This is a genomic window from Chryseobacterium gleum (genome assembly GCF_900636535.1).
Lineage (GTDB): Bacteria > Bacteroidota > Bacteroidia > Flavobacteriales > Weeksellaceae > Chryseobacterium > Chryseobacterium gleum.
On the sequence record NZ_LR134289.1, the window covers coordinates 701,560 to 722,399 of the forward strand.

Annotated in this window: 15 protein-coding genes; 13 read left to right on the forward strand and 2 right to left on the reverse strand. The window is 38.5% G+C overall.

Features of this window, described 5'->3' with window-relative positions:
- Positions 1-145: 145 nt before the first annotated feature.
- Positions 146-1,243, reverse strand: coding sequence for a TauD/TfdA family dioxygenase (locus EL165_RS03235; protein WP_002979509.1), 1,098 nt, complete (start codon positions 1,241-1,243; stop codon positions 146-148).
- A 217-nt stretch (positions 1,244-1,460) separates the two neighbouring features.
- Here EL165_RS03235 and EL165_RS03240 point away from each other — a divergent pair, with 217 nt between their 5' ends.
- Genes EL165_RS03240 through EL165_RS03280 form a run of 9 tightly spaced genes read left to right on the forward strand, consistent with a single transcriptional unit; the run spans position 1,461 to position 15,128 of the window.
- A complete protein-coding gene (locus EL165_RS03240) occupies positions 1,461-2,987 on the forward strand; it encodes a pyridoxal phosphate-dependent decarboxylase family protein (protein WP_002979507.1) in 1,527 nt (508 codons plus the stop codon).
- Positions 2,959-5,367, forward strand: a complete 2,409-nt coding sequence (locus EL165_RS03245; RefSeq protein WP_002979506.1) for a GNAT family N-acetyltransferase — start codon at positions 2,959-2,961, stop codon at positions 5,365-5,367. Before EL165_RS03240 ends, EL165_RS03245 begins: the two co-directional genes overlap by 29 nt.
- Complete coding sequence (locus EL165_RS03250) at positions 5,360-6,676, forward strand: lysine N(6)-hydroxylase/L-ornithine N(5)-oxygenase family protein (RefSeq protein ID WP_002979504.1); 1,317 nt, start codon at positions 5,360-5,362, stop codon at positions 6,674-6,676. The genes EL165_RS03245 and EL165_RS03250 overlap by 8 nt, the downstream gene beginning before the upstream one ends.
- Before the next feature lie 6 nt (positions 6,677-6,682).
- Entirely contained in the window at positions 6,683-8,494 is a 1,812-nt protein-coding gene (locus tag EL165_RS03255; RefSeq protein ID WP_002979502.1) for an IucA/IucC family protein, read from the forward strand.
- Positions 8,491-9,894 (forward strand): MATE family efflux transporter, encoded by a 1,404-nt coding sequence (locus EL165_RS03260; RefSeq protein WP_002979500.1) that lies wholly within the window; start codon positions 8,491-8,493, stop codon positions 9,892-9,894. The genes EL165_RS03255 and EL165_RS03260 overlap by 4 nt, the downstream gene beginning before the upstream one ends.
- Before the next feature lies 1 nt (position 9,895).
- Positions 9,896-10,141 carry an acyl carrier protein gene (locus tag EL165_RS03265; protein WP_002979498.1) on the forward strand — a complete coding sequence of 82 codons (246 nt, stop codon included), beginning with the start codon at positions 9,896-9,898 and terminating at the stop codon, positions 10,139-10,141.
- A gap of 4 nt (positions 10,142-10,145) precedes the next feature.
- Positions 10,146-11,534: an AMP-binding protein gene (locus EL165_RS03270; RefSeq protein WP_002979497.1), complete on the forward strand. Its 1,389-nt coding sequence runs from the start codon at positions 10,146-10,148 to the stop codon at positions 11,532-11,534.
- Positions 11,521-13,938, forward strand: a complete 2,418-nt coding sequence (locus EL165_RS03275; RefSeq protein WP_002979496.1) for a TonB-dependent receptor — start codon at positions 11,521-11,523, stop codon at positions 13,936-13,938. Before EL165_RS03270 ends, EL165_RS03275 begins: the two co-directional genes overlap by 14 nt.
- 2 nt (positions 13,939-13,940) lie before the next feature.
- On the forward strand, positions 13,941-15,128 hold the full coding sequence (locus EL165_RS03280; protein ID WP_002979495.1) for a PepSY-associated TM helix domain-containing protein: 1,188 nt from the start codon (positions 13,941-13,943) through the stop codon (positions 15,126-15,128).
- Between the two features lie 350 nt (positions 15,129-15,478).
- On the opposite strand, the gene EL165_RS03285 is transcribed toward EL165_RS03280, so the two are convergent.
- Positions 15,479-16,969 (reverse strand): aminotransferase-like domain-containing protein, encoded by a 1,491-nt coding sequence (locus EL165_RS03285; RefSeq protein ID WP_002979492.1) that lies wholly within the window; start codon positions 16,967-16,969, stop codon positions 15,479-15,481.
- A gap of 66 nt (positions 16,970-17,035) precedes the next feature.
- Between EL165_RS03285 and EL165_RS03290 the strand changes: the two genes are divergently transcribed.
- Genes EL165_RS03290 through bioB form a run of 4 tightly spaced genes read left to right on the forward strand, consistent with a single transcriptional unit; the run spans position 17,036 to position 20,414 of the window.
- Entirely contained in the window at positions 17,036-17,659 is a 624-nt protein-coding gene (locus EL165_RS03290; RefSeq protein ID WP_002979490.1) for a hypothetical protein, read from the forward strand.
- The gene (locus EL165_RS03295) at positions 17,652-18,761 is read left to right on the forward strand and encodes an aminotransferase class I/II-fold pyridoxal phosphate-dependent enzyme (RefSeq protein ID WP_002979488.1); all 1,110 of its coding nucleotides are present in this window, start codon (positions 17,652-17,654) and stop codon (positions 18,759-18,761) included. The genes EL165_RS03290 and EL165_RS03295 overlap by 8 nt, the downstream gene beginning before the upstream one ends.
- A 55-nt stretch (positions 18,762-18,816) precedes the next feature.
- Complete coding sequence (bioD, locus tag EL165_RS03300; protein ID WP_002979487.1) at positions 18,817-19,431, forward strand: dethiobiotin synthase; 615 nt, start codon at positions 18,817-18,819, stop codon at positions 19,429-19,431.
- Positions 19,431-20,414 carry a biotin synthase BioB gene (gene bioB, locus EL165_RS03305; RefSeq protein WP_002979486.1) on the forward strand — a complete coding sequence of 328 codons (984 nt, stop codon included), beginning with the start codon at positions 19,431-19,433 and terminating at the stop codon, positions 20,412-20,414. Before bioD ends, bioB begins: the two co-directional genes overlap by 1 nt.
- Positions 20,415-20,840: the final 426 nt, after the last annotated feature.

Below are 20,840 nucleotides of genomic sequence, written 5' to 3' on the forward strand. Positions count from 1 at the left end.
AATAAATAAATATAAATTTTAATGGCTTTAGCCGAAACTTAACAAAGGGTAATCGGGTTAGGAATAAATAAAAAAAACCTTTTTGAGCTACGCCCAAAAAGGTTTTTGATTGATTGAATGTTCAAAAAGTTACCCCATCAGCATCTTAAAAATGTTGAAAGTTTTTACCCAGATGTTCTTCTATGACAAAAAAAGGATCTTCTGTAAGGGTATGTGCTCTCATATCAATAAGGCTCACTTTACTCATCATCCGAAGCATAATTCTTCGTTCGCACGGCTGTTCTATACCGTCAATATTTCTTACTCCCGCACGGAAAGCAGATCTTCCGTGAGCACATAAATGATTATTAACCAGAATAACATCTCCGGCCTGAGGCGTAAATCCTGAATAAATCAAATGTCTGGCTTCTTCCCAGAACTCATGCAGTGTATGCTGCGCTTCTTCTGACTGTCTGATACTGGAATTGAAAAGCTGTTCCGCCGCATCAAATCGCATAAAAGGAAGGTTGGTATTTCCATACAATACAGAATCCAGAGTTTCTTCTTCATTTTCTCCCGTTTCCAGATTGGCATCTTTAGGGATTTTATAAATAGGCTCAAAAAGTGTCCTGTACTTTTCCCCAATAGACTCATGAGAACGGATAGAATAAAGAGTTGAAGGTACCTGCTCTTCATTTCGGACATACATAAAGCTTAAAAAGTCAGCCTGATGTTTCAGAAAAGCATCTTCTGTATGTACATACAGATCCGTTGAGGATCCTGATCCTGTCTGTGTTTCTTTCATTTTTTCATCAGGAATAATAGCGTGGATCAATCCACCGCCTTTACGCTGTGAATAATATTGTACAGGCTTTGAGGGAAGTGCCCCATGAATAAGCGCACACGCAAAACCATATAAATTAAACTTTGAATAATCTGCCGATTGCCAGTTGGGTGGAGTAGAACCTATTTCTTCCTGGTCTATCTCCATCAATCCTGTAAAAACCAGCGCTCCATACTGATTTTCAGAAAAGTCACTTGCAAAATCAGCTGCTATATTTAGAATCCTTTCCGGAAGAAAATAAGAGGCCAGTTGATGAACATGTTTTATAAAATCCCGGTTTTCATAAGTGCCATATTTTTTCTGAAGATGCAGCGCTGCATCTTTTATCATTCTTCTCTCCTGAGAAGTGACTTCTATGACCGTAGGAAGCAGCTTTACTGCTGTTAAACAGTCTTTATCTAAAATTTGTGTAGAATTCATTAAAAAAAATTTTATGTTAAATAATAATTTTTATCTTTGTTTTTAATTATTCTAAATAACAATAGCCGAATCAAATTTAGTAATAATTACGTAATCACCAAATAAAAGTATAATAAAAAATGAAAAATTTAAAAAACTGACTTACAGATATATACAACAATATATCACAAAAACCACAACAACTCACAGATTAAAAAAATCACATTACAAAACATTTATGAACAACAATTTAACATCCCTGGAAGCACTCACCAGCAAAACTTCACACCACATTTCAGGGAATTTTGGAAATATTTTCCATCCTGACAATTATGATCATTATCGTAATGCTGTCAACAGTACTTTAGACCTGGTTCAGGAATTTCTTCAGAGAAACAACAAACCTTTCAGTGGTATAGAAGCTAAAACAATGAAGGGAATGGTACAACAGATCGACCTTAATCAAAAACTTTCCAATTATAATGAGCTTCTGGCAGAGGTAGATGATATTTATGTAAAGCATGCCACAGCTTTTCATCTTCCACAATACGTAGCTCACCTTAACTGTCCTATAGTAATCCCGGCGTTGGCAGGAGAAATTCTTGTAAGCGCCATTAATTCTTCACAGGACACTTATGATCAGAGTGCCGGAGGAACTTTTATGGAAAGAAAACTGATCGATTGGACTGCCGGTCAGATTGGATATAATACGAATGAAAGCGACGGAGTTTTCACTGCAGGGGGCTCACAGAGTAATTTAATGGGATTAGTCATGATGCGTGACTGCTTTTCCCAGAAAAGATACAATCACAATATTAAAATGGAGGGTCTGCCGGCAGAGGCAAGCCGTTTCAGGATATTTGTTTCCGATAAATCTCACTTCAGCAATCTGAAAAATGCTTCCATTATGGGATTGGGCGAGAAAAGTATTGTTAAAGTTCCGACCGATGAGCGTTTCCGTATGGATATTTCTCTTTTAAAGAAATATATAAAGAGAGAAGAACAACTGGGAAACATCCCTATTGGTATTGTAGCAACAGCTGGAACTACAGACTTTGGAAATATCGATCCATTGGATGATATCGCGAATATTGCAGAACAATATAATATCTGGATGCACGTAGATGCAGCTTACGGTTGTGCTTTATTATTAAGCGAGAAATACCGTGACCTGATCAATGGTATTGAAAGAGCAGACTCCGTAACAATTGATTATCACAAATCATTTTTCCAGCCGATCAGCAGCAGTGCTTTCATTGTTAAAAATAAAAAAGAACTGTTGATTCTTAAACACCACGCCGATTATCTGAATCCGAAAGAAATGGATGAAGAGGAGATTCCGGCACAGATCAATAAATCCATTACACAAAGTACCCGAAGATTTGATGCGTTAAAACTTTGGTTTACTCTAAGAATGATGGGTAAAGAACAGCTGGCAGAATATACAGACACGGTGATTGATCTTACCAAAGATGCAGCCGCAATGATTACGGAAGATGCAGATTTTGAACTTCTTTCAGATTCTGACTTAAGCGTCCTTGTTTTCAGATATGTAAGACCGGAAATCAGTGATCTGAATGCTCTGAATCTATACATCAAGATGAAACTGTTCTACAGTGGAGAAATCCTTGTCGCCAGTACAAAGGTTGATGGAAATTTCTATCTGAAGTTTACATTCCTGAACCCGATTACCACTACAGAAGATATTCATCAGATTCTCACCACAATCAAAAAGCATGGAAAAGACTTTAATTCAGAAAAGTAGAACAGAAGAAAAAGCCAGGGAAATTACCTTCAGGATTTTGTTAAATGGAATGCTGAGAGAACTAGGCAACGGAAAATTCTATCAGGGTGTTCCGAAATATGATCTCCTTACAGCAAAGGCTCTTCAGAACAGTGATTATTCATTGTTTATGAGATTTGAAATGAAGAAAAGCGGGCTGTTTTTATTTGCTCCGGTTTCCTATCGTTCCGAAACTCTTTTTCATGAATACGGACCTGTTTTGTGGGCGGTAGATCATCAAAACCAAGAAGTTTTTGAAGTGAATGATCAAAAACTTACTGAATTGGTTTACAAAGAACTTTCCGAAACTACAAACGAAACGGGTTTCAGAAACTTTGTGGAAAGAATTCAAAGCAGCTTAAGAAATCTGGAACTGACAACAGAAGCTTGTCTTCAGGATGATCAGCTGTTGACGTATTCTTTCCTTGAATCTGAGCAAATGCTTCCGGCAGGACACAATCTGCATCCTTTCACCAAATCAAGAATGGGATTCTCTGAGGAAGAACAGCTTTTATACGGCCCGGAATTCGGAAAAGGATTTCAGCTGGATTATTTCCTGATTCATAAAGACTGCATCACGGAGAAGTCACTTCCGGGAATTTCAGCAAAAGAAATCTTCGAGAAATGGACTTCTTTACCGGAAAGCTACGATTTTGAAAACATTAATGATTTTTACATCGTTCCATGCCATCCATGGGAGGCACAATATCTTTTATCAACAGCAGAATATCCGGAAATGTTAGGTTCTGGGAAAATCATCCACATCGGACCATTGGGAGAAGATTTTTATGCAACATCTTCCATAAGAACGGTATACAACCCTGATTTCAGCTGGATGTTGAAATTCTCTCTGCATGTTTTAATGACAGGTTCTGTGAGAACAAACAGCTTAAAAGATCTCAACAGAGGATATGCTTCCGCAATATGGTGGCAGCATCAAAAAACTTCATTTGAACAAAGCTTCCTGAATTTTAAATTATTGCTGGAACCTTCCACACTAAGCGTTCATTATGATGGAAAAAATATAGACAGTCTGAATATACTGCTCCGTGAACATCCTTTTTCCAATGAAGATAAAGTAATTTTATTAGCAAGACTTTGCCAGGATGAATCTACAGATGGGTTTAATTTTACGACGCATTTCTTTAAAAATGTTGCGAGTCAATTAGGTGTAGATGCAGAAAAAGCAGCTATTATCTGGTTTGAAAAGTATGTAAACCTATTGCTTTCTCCTTTAAACAGGTTGTATGATCAATTAGGTATGGCTCCTGAAGTTCATCAGCAGAATTTGCTTGTACAGCTGGATAATCAATTGCTTCCTGAGTCTATTTATGTAAGAGACGGGCAAGGGTATTTAATCAAAGAAAGCTTTAAAGAAAAATATGAATCTCTGATTAAAGATTATCCTGAAGTAGATGATCTTTTCATCAGGGACGAGCGTCTTCTGGATATTGTTTCTCACCATCTTCTGGTAAGCAACCTGAGTGCACTGATTGCTTCCATAGGTAAAACAGGTCTGGTTAAAGAAAGAAGATTAATCCATATTCTGTACAGAGAGTTTGAAAATCTTCATGAAACTGAACCTTCCTCATTAACGGATTATGCTTTGAATCAAAGATATTGGGCTGTAAAATCAAATCTTCATTCTGCGGTTGCTGATGTAGACGGAGGCGTGAATGCTTCTTCTATTTCATATGCTAAAGTTCCGAACCTTCTTCACAAACATTTCTTTTCGGATCAGTTAATTAATCCGCAGGGAACAGAAGTTTTCTTTAAAAGATACTTTCAGAAAGAGGATGTGACGATGAGTATGCGTCCTATAGATCTTGAAAATGATCTTGAAATGCTTCATGAATGGTTCAACCGTGAACATGCCGTAAAAATCTGGCAGATGAACTGGCCTATTGATGAGCTGGAAACCTACTACAGACTGATGCTTCCAAGTGATGAAGCACACAGTTATATCATCGCAGGAAACGATGAACCTTCTTGTAATATTGAGGTGTATTGGGCTTGCAGAGATATCGTAGGCGATTATTACGAAGTATTGCCAACCGATTATGGAACGCATCAGTTTATTGCACCAGTTGATCCTAAAAAGAAATTTGTATCTCCATCCACTCAATCTATGGTTGACTATGTTTTTGCACAGCCACAGGTAGGAAAAATGGTAGGCGAAGGATCTGTAGACTCGCTTGCTTCTATGATGAATAAAGCCCATGTAGGCTTCAAAGTAGATAAAGTAATAGAAATGCCTCATAAAAAAGCCAATCTGAACTTCTGTTACAGAGAATGGTACTGGGAAAAATTCCCACAGAATAAAGAGGTACAAATCACCACAAACATCACAAAAAATGACTAACGAAGTCGTATACAATGTAATAGGCATAGGGATTGGCCCTTTCAATCTGGGACTTGCCGCATTATCCAATCCGATTCCGGAACTGAAAACCCTTTTCCTGGACCAGAGAGATGGTTTCGACTGGCATCCGGGACTGATGATTGACCATGTAACCCTGCAGACCCCATTTTTATGTGACTGCGTATCCATGGCTGATCCTACGAATCCTTTGAGCCTTTTGAATTACCTGAAAGAAACCGGAAGACTGTATAAGTTTTTTATCAGAGAAGATTTTTTCATTCCGAGAAAAGAATACAACCGTTACTGCCAATGGGTAATTGAACAGCTTCCACAATGCCGTTTCTCTACTCAGGTGGTGGATATTACTTATGAAGAGGGTTTATATCATGTAACTACGATTCACACCAAAACCAAAGAAACTACGGTTTTCAAAACGGAAAGACTTATTTTAGGTACAGGAACACAGCCTTACATTCCTTCTTTCATTCCGAAGGATGATTCACGTGTTATTCATACAAGTTCTTATCTGTATAGAAAAGAAGAGCTTTTGTCTCAGGGTAAAAAAATAGCGATTATCGGTTCTGGCCAGAGTTCAGCAGAAGTTTTTTATGATCTGCTTCAAAACAGGAATGAAGAAACACATCTGGGTTGGTATTCCCGTCCGGACAGATTTTTCCCCATGGAATATTCTAAGTTGACGCTGGAGCTTACATCCCCTGATTATGTAGAGTATTTCTACAACAGAAGTGAATCCGCAAGGAAAACCATTTTAAGCAAGCAGCAAGCTCAGTTTAAAGGAATCAATTACGATCTGATCAATGATATCTATGATTTTATTTATGATCTGAATATCGATAATGCTGATCCTAATCTTAAAATTATCCCTAACAGCCAGCTGAATAGAGTAGACAACAGCAATCCGGATTTCATCAATCTTGAATTTACCCAACTGGAACAGGAAGTACCTTATGATCAGGAAGCGGATTATCTGATTTTGGGAACCGGATACCGCTATCATGAACCTGCATTCTTACAAAATATTCAGGATAGAATCAAAAGAGATTCCAGCGGATTGTTTGATGTCAACAGAAATTATTCAATAGACCACAACGGAGGCGAAATCTATGTGCTTCATGCTGAAGTACACACCCACAGCTATATTTCTACAGATCTGGGAATGGCTGCGTACCGTAATTCCTACATCATCAATGATATTCTGGGAAGAGAGTATTATAAAATTGAAAAGAAAATTGCTTTCCAGGATTTCGATGTAGAAAAATATGCTGATTTACCAACTGCCAAACTTTAATTAAAAATGAACACCAACTTAAAAAATACAGTAAGCCAGGAAAACTGGAATCAGGCCAACAGAAACCTAATGGCCAAAACCATCGCAGAGTTGATGCACGAAGAGCTTCTAAAACCTGTGGTAACCTTTGAAAATAAAAACGGATATACTGTTTTTACCCTTGAAACCGGAGTTGAAAATATTGTCTACAGCTTCCGCGGACAGGAAAGAATGATGGATTACTGGCATATTGATAAAGATAGCATTACAAAAACAGAAAACGGTGAAGATTTGTCTTCTGTAGATGTAGCAGCTTTCTTTCTGGAAATGCAGTCTGTATTTGATTTAGATCCTTATACGATTGCAAGATATACGGAAGAATTACTGCATACGCTGTATTGTGATGCTTTAATCTTATCCAAAGGAGTAATGTCTTCAAAAGATCTTGCGGATGCAGATTATCAAACTGTAGAGCACAATATGACCGGACATCCTTGGGTCATTGTAAACAAAAGCCGATTAGGCTTTTCTCCAAGAGATCTTAAAACATTTGCTCCTGAAGCCGATGAAAATTTAAAAGTAATCTGGCTGGCTTCTCATAAAAGCAGATCATCATTCCAGTCTTTGGAACATATCAACAGAGATAAGTTTTATCGTTCTGAAATAGGAGAGGATTTATATAATGATTTTCAGCAGCAGCTATTGAGCCAGGGAAAAATTATTGAAGATTATCACTTTATTCCTGTACATCCATGGCAGTGGGAGCATAAGCTTCAGATCAATTTTGCCGGAGATATTGCTTCAGGACTTTTAATCCCATTGGGTGAGGGCAGTGATACGTACAGTCCGCAGCAGAGTATCCGTACTTTATTCAATGTAGACCATCCTAAAAAGAGATACCTGAAAACGGCTGTTTCTATTCTGAGCACAGGAAATATCAGAGGATTATCACCTAAGCAGATGAAAATTGCTCCAGCCATTACAGATTGGGTAAAAGGGTTAATTAAAGATGATGCTTATCTTGAGAACAAAGAAACTATTTTCTTAGGAGAAGAGGCTGCCATCACCTATCTGCATCCACAATATGGAGCTATTGCCAGCGTACCATACCAGTATAATGAATTCCTTGGCGCATTATGGAGAGAAAGTGCTGAAAACTATCTGAAAGAAGATGAGCAAATGGTAACCATGGCCTCTTTACTTTATGTAGATGAGAGCGGAGTTCCATTGGTTCAGGCATTTGCTGAAAAAGCAGGTGTGAGTATCAAAGAATGGATTGAAAGCTATCTTGATGCCTATCTTACGCCTTTATTACATATCTACTACACGCATTCACTATGTGTAACGCCGCATGGGGAAAATATTATGGTGGTTCTGAAGAACGGAATTCCGAAGAGAATTGTCATCAAAGATTTTGTGGATGATATTGTGCTTACCACAGAAGCCAGAGAAAAACTTCCTGCACACCTTGCTGACGGTTTGATCCAGTCTTCCAACAAAGAAAATATCCCGTTGTTTATTTTACTTGGAGTTTTTGACGCTTTCTTTAGATATCTGTCGAATGCTTTGCATACCTATTCCAACTTTAATGAAGAGACATTCTGGGAACTGGTTCACAACTGTGTAGAAAATTATAAAGCTGAGAATACACACCTTCAGGAAAGATACGAAAAGTATGACCTGTACGTGCCGGCATTCAAAAGATTCTATATCAACAGTCTGCGTCTGAAAAATAACGGTTACAGTGAAAACAAGGCATTTGCCATTCCGAGAAAAGACGGAGCACTGCCAAATCCGCTGTATCAGATTGCCAATAAAAATTCAGTAGCAGCAGTATGAGGAAATTCCTGCATATCCTAAAAGAAGGAGCGGTTTTTACGTATGGAGCCATAGCCGGAAAGAAAGTTGAACTCACTTCCGGAAGTATCAACCGTTCCATCTTTAGTCTTGCCATTCCCATGGTGATGGAACTTGTCATGGAATCTGTTTTTGTAAGCGTCAATCTATTGATTATCGCAAAATTAGGCGACAAGGTTCTTGGGCTTGTGGGAATTACAGATAACTACATCAACTTTGCCTATGCCATTGCAGTAGGTTTGGGAATTGCAGCAGCAACCCTTACCGCCAGAAGAGCAGGCGAAAAAGATCAAGAAGGAATGGGAAGAACAGCCCAATACATCATCTTGCTGGCCCTGTTTTTTGCAGTGCTTATTGGTGGGGTTTCCTACTTTTTCGCATCAGAAATCGTTGATTTTCTGGGAATCAATGCCAGTACGGTAAATGAAGGAATTTCTTTCTCAAGACTGGTCTTTCTCAGTATCGGACTGGTGATTCTCCGTCTTTCTGTGAATGGACTTTTCAGAGGAGCCGGTGATGCCGATATTGCCATGAAATCACTTTGGATCTGCCATATTTCCAATATCATTTTTGCAGTGATCCTTGTTTTTGGATTAGGATTTATTCCTGCTTTTGGATTGATGGGATTGGCGTATGCTACAGTTTTATCAAGGCTTTTAGGGGTTTTATATCAGGCTTTCGTATTTGCCACAGGAAAAACCAGTATCAGTATCAGAGTTCCTTTACAGCTTGATATTCCATTGCTGCAGAAGATTCTGAAACTCACCTTTGGAGGATTGGTTCAGTATATTATCCCAACATCCAGCTGGCTGATTATGGTGAAGATCATCTCCACTTTCGGAACTACAGCGCTTGCAGGATATATTATTGCCCAGCGTATTGCTTCGGTGGCAACAATGCCTGCCTGGGGAATAGGAAATGCTGCCGGAGTTCTTACAGGTCAGAATCTGGGTGCCGGAGAACCTGAACGTGCTGAAAAAACGGTCTGGAGAGCCGGAACCATCAATATGACGTATCTGGTACTTGTAGCCTTATTCTGGCAGATTGCAGCGGAATATGTGGTGAAATTTTTCACTACAGAACCGGAAGTTGCCAGATATGCGGTTCAATACATCCATGTGGTATCCATGGCGTATCTGCTGTTAGGATTCACTATGGTGATCAGCCGCGCTTTGAATGCCGCCGGAAACATTCTACAGGTTACATTACTGTACCTCGTGATGTTTTATGTGATTCAGCTTCCGCTGGCTTATCTCTTAGGAGTAAGATTTCAGTGGGAACTGAGAGGAATATTTACCGCTATCGTTTCTTCGGAAATAGTTTTGGCTGTACTATTCCTCATGATTTTTAAAAATGGAAAATGGAAAACTATAAAAATTTAAAATGAACACTACAGAAGAATTTTACGAAATTATCGCCTCTGCCATCGCCATAAAGAAAGAATTGGTAGATGAAAAACTAACCTATCAGGAAATCCCGGAATGGGATTCTATGTCTCATCTTCTTATCGTAGAAGCGCTTGAACAGTTTTATCAGATCAAGTTTGATTTTAACGATATTCTGGAGATGGGAACCGTCGGAAAAATTCGCGAAAAAATGAAAAAATACGATGTATTCGTAGAAAACTAAGCCTATGAAAATTTTAGAAAATGTAATTGCCAATAAGAAACTGGCGTTTACAGATGCTTCCACCGGTACAACAATACCGGTGGGAACACTGTACCGGTCTTTAGGTTTAAACCCCGTAGAAAAAGGGCTGCTCTTTTTATACAATGACAATCAGTTGTCAAGTATTGAAGTGCTGCTCAATTTTTACGGAACAGCACATACCATTGCGGTATTGGGGCAGAAACTACATGAGGAATTCAAAGAACGTATTGAGGCAGAATACCGTCCGAAATACATATTTGATCCACAGAGAGAAGCCATTGAAGGATACACTCTGAAAGCATTTTCAGACCATATCAGTATCTTTACAAAGGATGATTATAGGAGTGAGGTTACCATTCATCCTGAGATTAAAATCCTTTTGAGTACTTCAGGGACAACAGGTGTTCCGAAACTGGTTAAATTATCTGATGAAAGCCTTTATCAGAACGCATTGAGCATCCTTCAGTATATGCCGGTTCAGAGAACGGATGTAGTTCCTTTAAATGTTCCGATCAACTTCGTATATGGATTCTCTATTTTCACCACTAACTGTATGCGTGCCAGAAGAATCGTGTGTACAGATAAAGACATTATGCAGAAAGCATTCTGGGATGAAATGGAGGAGTATGGCTACAGTACTTTGGGCGGAGTCCCTTTCCTTTATGAAAATCTGAACAGAATTGGATTTTTCAGAAAAGATTCTCCAAGTCTCAGATATTTTACCCACACCGGAGGCGTGATTAATGCAGAGTTGAGAAAAACGATTTTCTCTTATTGTCATGAGTTTAAAAAAGAATTCTTTGCACAATACGGACAAACGGAAGCAGGAGGAAGAATGGCTTATCTAACCACAGAAGGATTGCTGGAAGAAGAAACATCAATCGGAAATGTGGTAGAAAAAGGAAGCTTCAAAATTGATCCTGAAACGGACGAATTACTGTTTTCTCATGTCAGTATTTTCGGAGGCTATGCCCATAAACTGGAGGATCTTGCCACTTATGAGCAGCCTTCCGTACTGCATACCGGGGATACCGCCAGAAAAGGTGAGAACGGAATTTATTATATCACAGGTAGAATAAAGCGTATCATGAAGCTTTTCGGAATACGTCTTAATCTGGATGAGGTAGAATTTATCCTTAAAAATGAAATGCGGGGCAATACTTTCGTATGTCTGAATGCCAATGATAAAAAAATCGTGGTATTGTATGACAATCCGGAAATAGATCCTCATATCATCACCGAAACCATTAAAAATAAACTGCGTATTAACCCCCAATATGTACGCACAGAACGTATAGAATCATTCCCATTATCACAAAACGGTAAAATAAACTATCCCCTGTTACAAAACTTACAGCATGAAAACATCTAAAACCCTTATATTACTTCTTGGTCTTACTTTATCTTCCAACTCGCTTTCTGCACAGCAGGGCGACAGAATTCATGGCAAAATCATGCTGTCTGAAAAAGCACCGGTAAAAAACGCTGTTTTAAGACTTGTCAACACGTCTTATCAGGCAAAAACCAATAATTTAGGAGAATATTACTTTGAAAATGTGCCACCTGGAGAATATACGCTTCAGGTGGTTTTAAATGACATCGAACTGATGAGGGAACCCATCCACATTCAGAAAGATGTCTATGAAATCCCTGCGATCTACGCTCCTTTACACAACAATGTGATTGAAGGAATTACCGTATATGCAGTGAGCAGAAATAAATTTTTGGATAAAGACAGTACTTCAGTGGCTAAAATGCCTCTGAAAGTGCTTGAAAATCCACAGGCTTATACCAGCATCAACCAGCAGATCATGAAGGAACAGCTTACTTACGATATTTCGGAAGTACTGAAAAACGTTCCGGGTATGGTAAAAATGCAGGGTAGCCCGGGAAGAGGTTCCGGAGACGGAAGTTTCTACTACAGCCTTAGAGGTTTTCCTACCAAAGTATCCATGGTAGATGGTGTTCCTGCAACCACCAACGGAGAGATAGATCCTGCCGATCTTGAGCGTCTTGAAGTGATCAAAGGACCTTCAGGAACATTGTACGGAGGTGCGGTAACTTCCTTTGGAGGTTTGATTAACGCAGTAACCAAAAAACCGAAAGACTATTTCGGAGGCGAGGCTTCTTATCTGATGGGAAGCTACAACCTGAACCGCGTAACCGCTGATGTGTACGGACCAATGACAGAATCCAGAAATATGTTATTCCGTTTAAATGCAGCGTATCAGTATCAGAACGGATTCAGGGATTCTGAATTCAGGAAGTCTTTCTTTGTGGCTCCTACAATAAGCTATCAGGTGAATGACAGATTGAAATTTAATTTGGGAGCCCAAATCTACAATTATGAAGGAACCAATACGCCGATTATTTTCCTTCCGAGAACAAGAGCCTATTTTGCCCATAATCCTGATGAACTGGGCTTCGACTGGAAAAAGTCTTATTCTAATAATGATATTACTTTAAAAGCACCTTCGATCAATGTAAAAGCAGAAGCAAATTACAAAATTTCAGATCAATGGACTTCACAGACTTTGCTTTCAAGAAACTTCAGAAAAACAGAAGGATTATACCAATATCAGTTTATCAGGGGAAATACAAGTGATGCCATGCTGGAACGCAATGTGCAGTGGCAGAACTCAGAAGCTTCTTCTACAAGTATTCAGCAAAACTTTAATGGAGAGTTTAATATTGGAAAAATTAAAAACAAAGTATTGATAGGGTTAGATTATTTAAACCAATCTATCAACAACAACCATTCCCCGATTGTGGTGTACGACAATATCAACGGGCAAACTTTAGCAGGTTATGCCAATATCACAAGAGATCTTGTACTGCAGAAAATCCAGACGTCTACAGCTCCTCTGGTAAGAAATAGTTCTGCATCAAACCTTTATGGAGCCTATATTTCAAACGTTACTTATATTACAGACCGTTTGATTACGCTTTTAAGCTTACGTATGGATCACTATGAAAGTAAAGGACAGCTTAACCTGAATACCAATATCCGTAACGATGATTTCAATCAAACTGCATGGTCTCCGAAAGTAGGTATTGTATATCAGATTCTTAAAGACCAGTTATCTGCCTATGGTAATTATATGAATGGTTTCAGCTATACAGCACCTGTTGCGCAGCAGCTTCCGGACATTAGCGGAGATATGAAACCACAGATGGCCAATCAGTGGGAAGTAGGAATCAAGGGAAATCTTTGGAGAAACAAAGTGAACTTCACGGTTGGATACTACGATATTCTTGTGGATAATATCCAGAGAGGAAGCGGTGTAATCCGCGACGGAAAAGAATACAATATTGTTGTTCAGGATGGAACACAAAGAAGTAAAGGGATTGAAATCGAAACCATCATGAATCCTGTTCAGGGATTAAACATCATAGCCGGATACAGCTATAATCACAGCAGATATGAAAAAGCTGATCCTGCTGTAGATGGGCGCCGTCCGGAATCTGCAGGTCCTGCCAATGTATTCAATTCATGGATCAGTTATATCCTTCCGATCAAAGGACTACAGGGACTTGGAATTGGTTTCGGGGTAAACCGCGTAGGAAAACAGATTACCGGAAATAAAACTGTTACCGGACAGTTTGCATTCCCAGCCTATACCTTAGTGAATGCTTCCATTTCTCTCGAAAAAGAAAGATACAGATTAGGATTTAAAATGAATAACCTGGGAAATGCACAATATTTTGCAGGGCAGGGAGTGGTAGTCGCTCAGATGCCTCGCAATTTCGTTGCTGAGGTAAGCTTTAAATTTTAAGGATGAAATTAAAGTTGAGAAAAATTGCCTATCAGCTACATCTATGGCTCGGACTCACGTCCGGGCTTATCGTTGTTATTATGGCAGCTACCGGATGTATCCTTTCTTTTGAAGAAGAATTAAAACATATTGTTTATCCCAACAGATATTTTGTTGAAAATATTGGCAGACAAAAACTTTCATTGTCTGAGCTCACGGAAAAAGCAGAAAAAGCACTTCCTGAAGGATTGAAAGTCAAAAGGGTAGTCATGCCTTCCGATCCCTCACGAACCTATATATTCCGTACCTTAAAAATGGATAACGAAGCATGGACGTATTGGGGAACTTATCTTTATTATTATCGGATTTACGTAGATCCTTACACAGGAAAAGTACAGGAAGTGGAAGATGCAAAAAAAGACTTCTTCGAAATTATACTGGATCTTCACCGAAGACTTCTGCTGGGGGAGAAAATCGGAAAAGCGATTACCAGTTATTCCACATTGATATTTGCAGTCATCCTTTTATCTGGGCTTGTGATATGGTATCCCCGAAAAATGAGTAAAGCCATGCTGAAAGGAATGTTTTTTATTAAAATATCGGCCAATTGGAAAAGAATCAACTATGATGCTCATAATGTCTTAGGATTTTATGCCATCATTCCTTTACTCTTAATATCTTATTCTGCATTGATATGGAGCTTTGAAGATGTAGATCAATGGGTAAAGAACACACTGAACGGAAACATTCCAACAGAAAAGCAAGTCAAAAGTACAATTCCTTCCGAAAAATTTTCAAACCGTGAAAATATCCTCAATCTCATTGGAAATACCATGAAAAAAGGATTAAAAGACAAAAAATCAGCACTTGTCAATTTTCCAAGATCGGAAGAAGGAACCTATTATGCTGAGCTGACTTATGACGGCAGGCAATACAGGAATGAACATTTTAATTTTGATCAATATTCAGGAGAAGTTTTAAAATCTCAATCATATAAAAGTAAAAATATCGGATATGGAACCGCATTAAGAGAAAGAAATTATGATCTTCACACCGGAAGTATCTTGGGAATAACGAGCAGAATCATTTATTTTCTGGCAGCAATGATCGCAACATCACTTCCCATCACTGGTTTTATCATCTATTTAAATAGAAAAAAGAAGAAACCAAAACATAAGAAAAACAAAATAGTTTATCCTTCTCATCATTAATAAAAGCCTCTGTAAAGGGGCTTTTACTTTTTTAAACCACAAAAGTCACAAAAGATTTATTTTAACCGTTTAAATAAGTTTAAAATAATACCGCAGAACAGTTCATATAAGATGAAAATCAAAGATTTTCTAAAACTCAGGTGTACTTATTAAACGTAAAGCAGGCACTTAAAACGTAAGTGATCAAAACTTTTGTGCCTTTTGTGGTTAAAAACAATTAATGTAGAAGATTATACAATTTCTATTTTAAATATTCTCAATCAATTTTATCGCAGATAAAATCCTCGCGCCTTAGAAACGCATTGTTTTGGACATTATTTGCGCCTTCGCGTTTTCCAACTAATAAATAATCAGCTTATCAATTCTTTCACATTTTTTGAAAACACCTCAATTCCTTTATTCATCTCTTCAACATTCAAATCCCCAAAACCCAGACGCATTGCCGTAAGATCTTTATTCTGATACAATAATGTTTTGGGAATAAAAAGATTGTCTTTCGCACAATTCCTGCTCAGCTGCATCAGATTCAGTGGAATATTCCATTCCAGCCATATAGCAAGCCCTCCGGAAGGTCTTTGAAAAGTAATAAAATCCCCAAGATTTTCTTCTAACAATGCAGAAAAATAATCACGCCTTTCCTGGTAGACTTTTAAAGATTTCTTCAGATAACGGTTGATTTCCCCTTCAGCAATCATCTCTCCAAGCGCCCTTTCCATCAGAATATCGCCCTGACGGTCAATAATTCCCAGGTATTTGCGCATTTCTGTCATCAGATTTTCCGGAGCTACAATAAATCCTGTCCTGAATCCGGGAGCCAGAGATTTCCCGAAAGAACCTATGTAGATCACCATTCCGTTCGTATCTGCACTGGCTAAAGGAAGAATCGGACTTTTATCATAATGAAATTCATAATCATAATCGTCTTCCAGGATAATAAATCCGTATTCATTGGCCAGTTCCAGCAACTCAAAACGTCTCTGAGCACTCAAAGCAACGGTAGTGGGATAGTGGTGATGCGGAGTAAGGTAAAGCATCCGTATTTTCTGCTTTTTACAGGCTTCTCTTACGCTTTCCACCATAATTCCTTCCTCATCAATGGGAATAGAAACAATATCAACCCCAGCTTTCATAAAGATCATATTGACGGAGAAATAACTCAAAGCTCCTACTAATACGGTATCACCAGCCGAGAGAAGAATTTCAGAAACAATATAAATACTCATTTCCGTGCTTCGGGTGATGAGCAGATTGTTCTTGGAAATAGGAAGTCCGCGGGAAAGATTCAGATATTGGGATAAATGTTCCTTAAAAAATTCACTTCCGTCATGATTATAATGTCCGAAAGCTTTCTGACTGGATTTACGTTTCAGGATAGAACTGTAAAACCGGGAATGCTGTCCGATTTGTGTTAAACGGATATCCGGCACTCCATCATTAAAGACATATTCACAATTGGAATGCTCGAAAGGATTATCTAAAATATTGGATGTTTTGAATGAAAAACCAGTCGAAACAGGGTAGTTTTGAAGATTATTCTGTTTAAAATCATTCAGTTTAACAGGTTTTTCCTGATCTTTTCCGATCACAAAAGTTCCTTTGTTGGGAAAACTCTCTGTCCAACCCTGGGCCGACAGTTCATCGTAAACCGCAACCGCCGTATTTCTGTGGATTTCCAGCATCTCGCTGAAGGTTCTTGTTCCCGGAAGTTTCGTTCCAAAAGGTAAAACGCCACGCTGAATGGCATTGATCAATTGATTCGCAATCTGTAGATAAATAGAAGTCTCAGATTTTCTATCAATCTTTATAAAACTTTCATAAGGAATTCTAACCGGACTATCCATAATATCAAAACTGGCACCATGCAACCATCCGGCAATATACTACTTTTGACATCAAAATAAAAATCTATGGAATTTCATCATCTGTTAAAAAAAATTGTACAGGACGGAAGTACCCATGCCAAATGGCTCAATACCCTTTCTTTCATGGAAAATGCCGGTGCCAGAAAAATATCAAAATGTGAACATCCAACATTGGTTTCTCAGATCCAGCTGAAACACGCTGCTGAAGAACACCGCCACGCCTATTATTTAAAAAAGCAGATTGGAAAAATAAATCCTGAATTATGCAAAACCTATGAAAGCACAGAACTTCTGGCTCCTATCGCCACAAGCCAGTATCTTCACTCATTGGATATCAAAGCCTGTCGTTATCTTCAGAAAGCATTCAATCTTGACAAAACAGATATTAAATATGCCGCTTACCTTTTTGTAACCTATGCTATCGAAGTTCGTGCAGATGAGCTTTATCCTGTATATCAGCAGGCCCTTACCGAAGCGTCTTCTAAAATCATGGTAAAATCGATCATTCTTGAAGAAGAAGGTCATCTGGAAGAAATGATTCATCAGCTTAATGAGTTTTCGCCAGACTGGAAACACCATGCAGACCATATTCTGACCATAGAAAAAGAACTGCATGAAGAATGGATTAATGCGATTACAGAAGAAGTAGCCCAGTTACATTATGTCTAACAATACTTCGCGCTTTCAGGAATCCCTTGACAAAAGAAAAGAGGAAGGAACATTAAGACGTTTAAGACTTCGCTCTGACGGAATTGATTTTTATTCCAATGATTATCTTGGGTTTGCAAAAAGTAAGGAACTTCAAAGCTTGCTACTTCAAAAGGTTACGGAAAACCCTCAACTGCTTTCAGGAAGCACAGGTTCAAGGTTAATCAGCGGGAACAGTGATATTGTAGTTTCCTTGGAAAATGAGATTGCTCGGAAACATCATTTTGAATCGACATTGCTTTTTCCGTCAGGATATAATGCCAACCTTGCTTTGTTTTCAACGCTTCCCAGCCGTCATGATACAGTGATTGTGGATGAACAGATTCATCGGTCGGTACATGATGCGTGTAAGCTTTCGAATGCTAAAAAACTGAAGTTTAAGCATAATGATACTGACGATCTTGAAAATATTTTAAGGAGACAAGAAGGTCATTGTTATATCGCGATAGAAAGCCTTTATTCTATGGAAGGAGATTTTGCTCCTCTTCAGGAAATCGCTTCAATCGCCAGTACATATAAAGCTTCTTTAATTGTCGATGAAGCCCATGCCTTCGGAGTTTTTGGATATGGCTTGATTGAAAAATTACAGTTACAGAACCATGTTTCAGCAGTAGTTGTGACGTACGGAAAAGCTCTTGGGGCTCATGGATCAGCTATTCTTTGCAATGAAACAGTGAAATCTTACCTGATCAATTTTGCAAGTCCGTTCATCTATACCACATCAGCACAGGATTTTCAGTGGATGAGCATCAAAACAGGATATGAATTTTTAGACCAAAACCATGAACTGGCTGAAAAGCTTAAGAATAATGTCAAAGTTTTCCGAAGCAGAAATTTACAGTCTCCATCAGCAGAAACCAGTCCTGTTCAGGCTATTGTGATCCCGGACAATCAAAGACTGAAAGCATTACAGAACACTTTATCTGAAGAAGGATTTTTAACCTATGCCATCTACAGCCCCACAGTAAAAGAAGGAAGCGAACGCTTAAGAATATGCCTTCACAGCTTTAACACTGAAGAAGAAATTATAAATCTGACAGGAATTATTAAAGAATTTATATAAAGTAAAAAGATTCAAAACCTGGAACACGAATCCCGAACCCCGCATCACGAAAAACATGAAATTATTTATAACAGGAATAGGAACCGAAATAGGAAAAACAGTCTGCTCAGCCGTCTTGGTTCAGCATTTTAAAACAGAATACTGGAAACCCATACAGTCTGGTGATCTGCATTATACAGACAGTCATAAAATTGAAGCATGGACAGATACGAACGTCTGCCATCCGGAAACTTACCGGTTACAGCTGGCTGCATCACCACATCAATCGGCAAGAGAAGAAAATATCTCGATCAGTCTGAATGATTTTCAACTCCCCAAAACAGCCAACCCACTGATTGTAGAAGGAGCCGGAGGTCTTATGGTACCTATTTCAGACACTACCTTTATGATCGATCTGATTGAGGAATTAAACCTTCCGGCAGCATTGGTTGTAAGGAACTATCTTGGCTGCATCAATCACAGTTTACTATCAATCTTAGCTTTACGACAGAGAGAAATACCATTGGAATATCTAATTCTTAACGGAGATTTCCCGGAAGATACAGAAAGAGTGATCTGCAGTTTTATCGAAAAAGAAACAAAAATGATAAAGATTCCGGAAATCATGAATACAGATAAGGAATCTATACACCTTGCTGCAAAGCAATTAACAATAACAAAAATAGGATAATGGATACAAAAACAACATTGAGAAACAACTGGACTAAAGAAGAAATTGAGGAAATTTACCATTTACCTCTGATGGAACTGATCTATAAAGCAGCCACCGTACACCGCGAATGGCATGATCCTTCTGAAGTGCAAATCTCTACTTTATTATCTATCAAAACCGGTGGATGTCCTGAAGACTGCTCCTACTGCGGACAGGCAGCCCGTTATCACACCAACATCAAAGTACAGGCTTTATTGCCTACAGAAACCGTAATTGCCCATGCACAAAAAGCAAAAGATTCGGGATCTTCAAGGTTCTGTATGGCGGCAGCATGGCGTGAAGTTCGTAATAACCGTGATTTTGACAGGGTAATTGACATGGTGAAAGGAGTAAACGACCTTGGTCTTGAAGTCTGCTGTACGTTAGGAATGCTTACGGAAGAACAGGCTGTAAGGCTTCAGGAAGCCGGATTGTACGCTTACAATCACAACCTTGATACTTCTGAGCAGTATTATGAGGAGATCATCTCTACCAGAACTTTTGACAACAGAATCAATACGATCAACAATGTAAGAAAAGCAGGAATCACAGTATGTTCTGGAGGAATTATCGGGCTTGGCGAAACCCATAGAGACAGGATTTCAATGCTTTTGACGTTAGCAACAATGCCAAAACATCCGGAATCCGTTCCTATCAATGCATTGGCAAGAGTAGCAGGAACGCCGCTGGCTGATAATGAAAAAGTAGATACCTGGGAAATGGTAAGAATGATTGCTACAGCAAGAATCGTAATGCCTTCTTCTATGGTAAGACTAAGTGCCGGGCGTATAGAAATGTCTGAAACAGAGCAGGCATGGTGCTTTATGGCAGGTGCTAATTCTATTTTCACAGGAGAAAGAGAAACCCTTTTAGTAACACCTAATCCGGGTGTATCTGAAGATATGCAGATGCTGCAGACCTTAGGACTGAAACCTATGATGAAAAAAGAAACATGCTGTTAGATAATTATGAATTACAAATGATAAATGATGAGTGATGAGTTGGATTATTGTTATTATAGCGCTTATTATAAAATTGGTTTTTGAATTTTTATAAACTGCTTTAATTGGATACAACATTGGAAAACGCAAAGACGCGAAGATTTTTAAGGTAAATAATATTTTAAGGCGCAATGATTTTATCTCCGATAAAATTGAAGAGTGTAATTTTTTAGTCTCTTGTAGATTGTGTAAATTAAACAGATGATAAAAAATCCACGGGAAAATTATAACACATTCCTTGCTGAAAATCTTTGATTTTCTTGCGTCCTTAAATATCCCACGCAATCTATGATAAAACTTTGCGTCTTTGCGATTAATCCAACATTTACGACCAAATATTCAACTAAATTATTGTTAAATCCATCTCCATCACTCATTACAATCAAT

What these genes read in the sequence shown, in the direction of transcription:
- EL165_RS03235 (WP_002979509.1), bottom strand. Translation starts at nt 1,243, where the DNA reads ATGAATTCTACACAAATTTTAGATAAAGACTGTTTAACAGCAGTAAAG.
- EL165_RS03240 (WP_002979507.1), top strand. Translation starts at nt 1,461, where the DNA reads ATGAACAACAATTTAACATCCCTGGAAGCACTCACCAGCAAAACTTCA.
- EL165_RS03245 (WP_002979506.1), top strand. Translation starts at nt 2,959, where the DNA reads ATGGAAAAGACTTTAATTCAGAAAAGTAGAACAGAAGAAAAAGCCAGG.
- EL165_RS03250 (WP_002979504.1), top strand. Translation starts at nt 5,360, where the DNA reads ATGACTAACGAAGTCGTATACAATGTAATAGGCATAGGGATTGGCCCT.
- EL165_RS03255 (WP_002979502.1), top strand. Translation starts at nt 6,683, where the DNA reads ATGAACACCAACTTAAAAAATACAGTAAGCCAGGAAAACTGGAATCAG.
- EL165_RS03260 (WP_002979500.1), top strand. Translation starts at nt 8,491, where the DNA reads ATGAGGAAATTCCTGCATATCCTAAAAGAAGGAGCGGTTTTTACGTAT.
- EL165_RS03265 (WP_002979498.1), top strand. Translation starts at nt 9,896, where the DNA reads ATGAACACTACAGAAGAATTTTACGAAATTATCGCCTCTGCCATCGCC.
- EL165_RS03270 (WP_002979497.1), top strand. Translation starts at nt 10,146, where the DNA reads ATGAAAATTTTAGAAAATGTAATTGCCAATAAGAAACTGGCGTTTACA.
- EL165_RS03275 (WP_002979496.1), top strand. Translation starts at nt 11,521, where the DNA reads ATGAAAACATCTAAAACCCTTATATTACTTCTTGGTCTTACTTTATCT.
- EL165_RS03280 (WP_002979495.1), top strand. Translation starts at nt 13,941, where the DNA reads ATGAAATTAAAGTTGAGAAAAATTGCCTATCAGCTACATCTATGGCTC.
- EL165_RS03285 (WP_002979492.1), bottom strand. Translation starts at nt 16,969, where the DNA reads ATGGATAGTCCGGTTAGAATTCCTTATGAAAGTTTTATAAAGATTGAT.
- EL165_RS03290 (WP_002979490.1), top strand. Translation starts at nt 17,036, where the DNA reads ATGGAATTTCATCATCTGTTAAAAAAAATTGTACAGGACGGAAGTACC.
- EL165_RS03295 (WP_002979488.1), top strand. Translation starts at nt 17,652, where the DNA reads ATGTCTAACAATACTTCGCGCTTTCAGGAATCCCTTGACAAAAGAAAA.
- bioD (WP_002979487.1), top strand. Translation starts at nt 18,817, where the DNA reads ATGAAATTATTTATAACAGGAATAGGAACCGAAATAGGAAAAACAGTC.
- bioB (WP_002979486.1), top strand. Translation starts at nt 19,431, where the DNA reads ATGGATACAAAAACAACATTGAGAAACAACTGGACTAAAGAAGAAATT.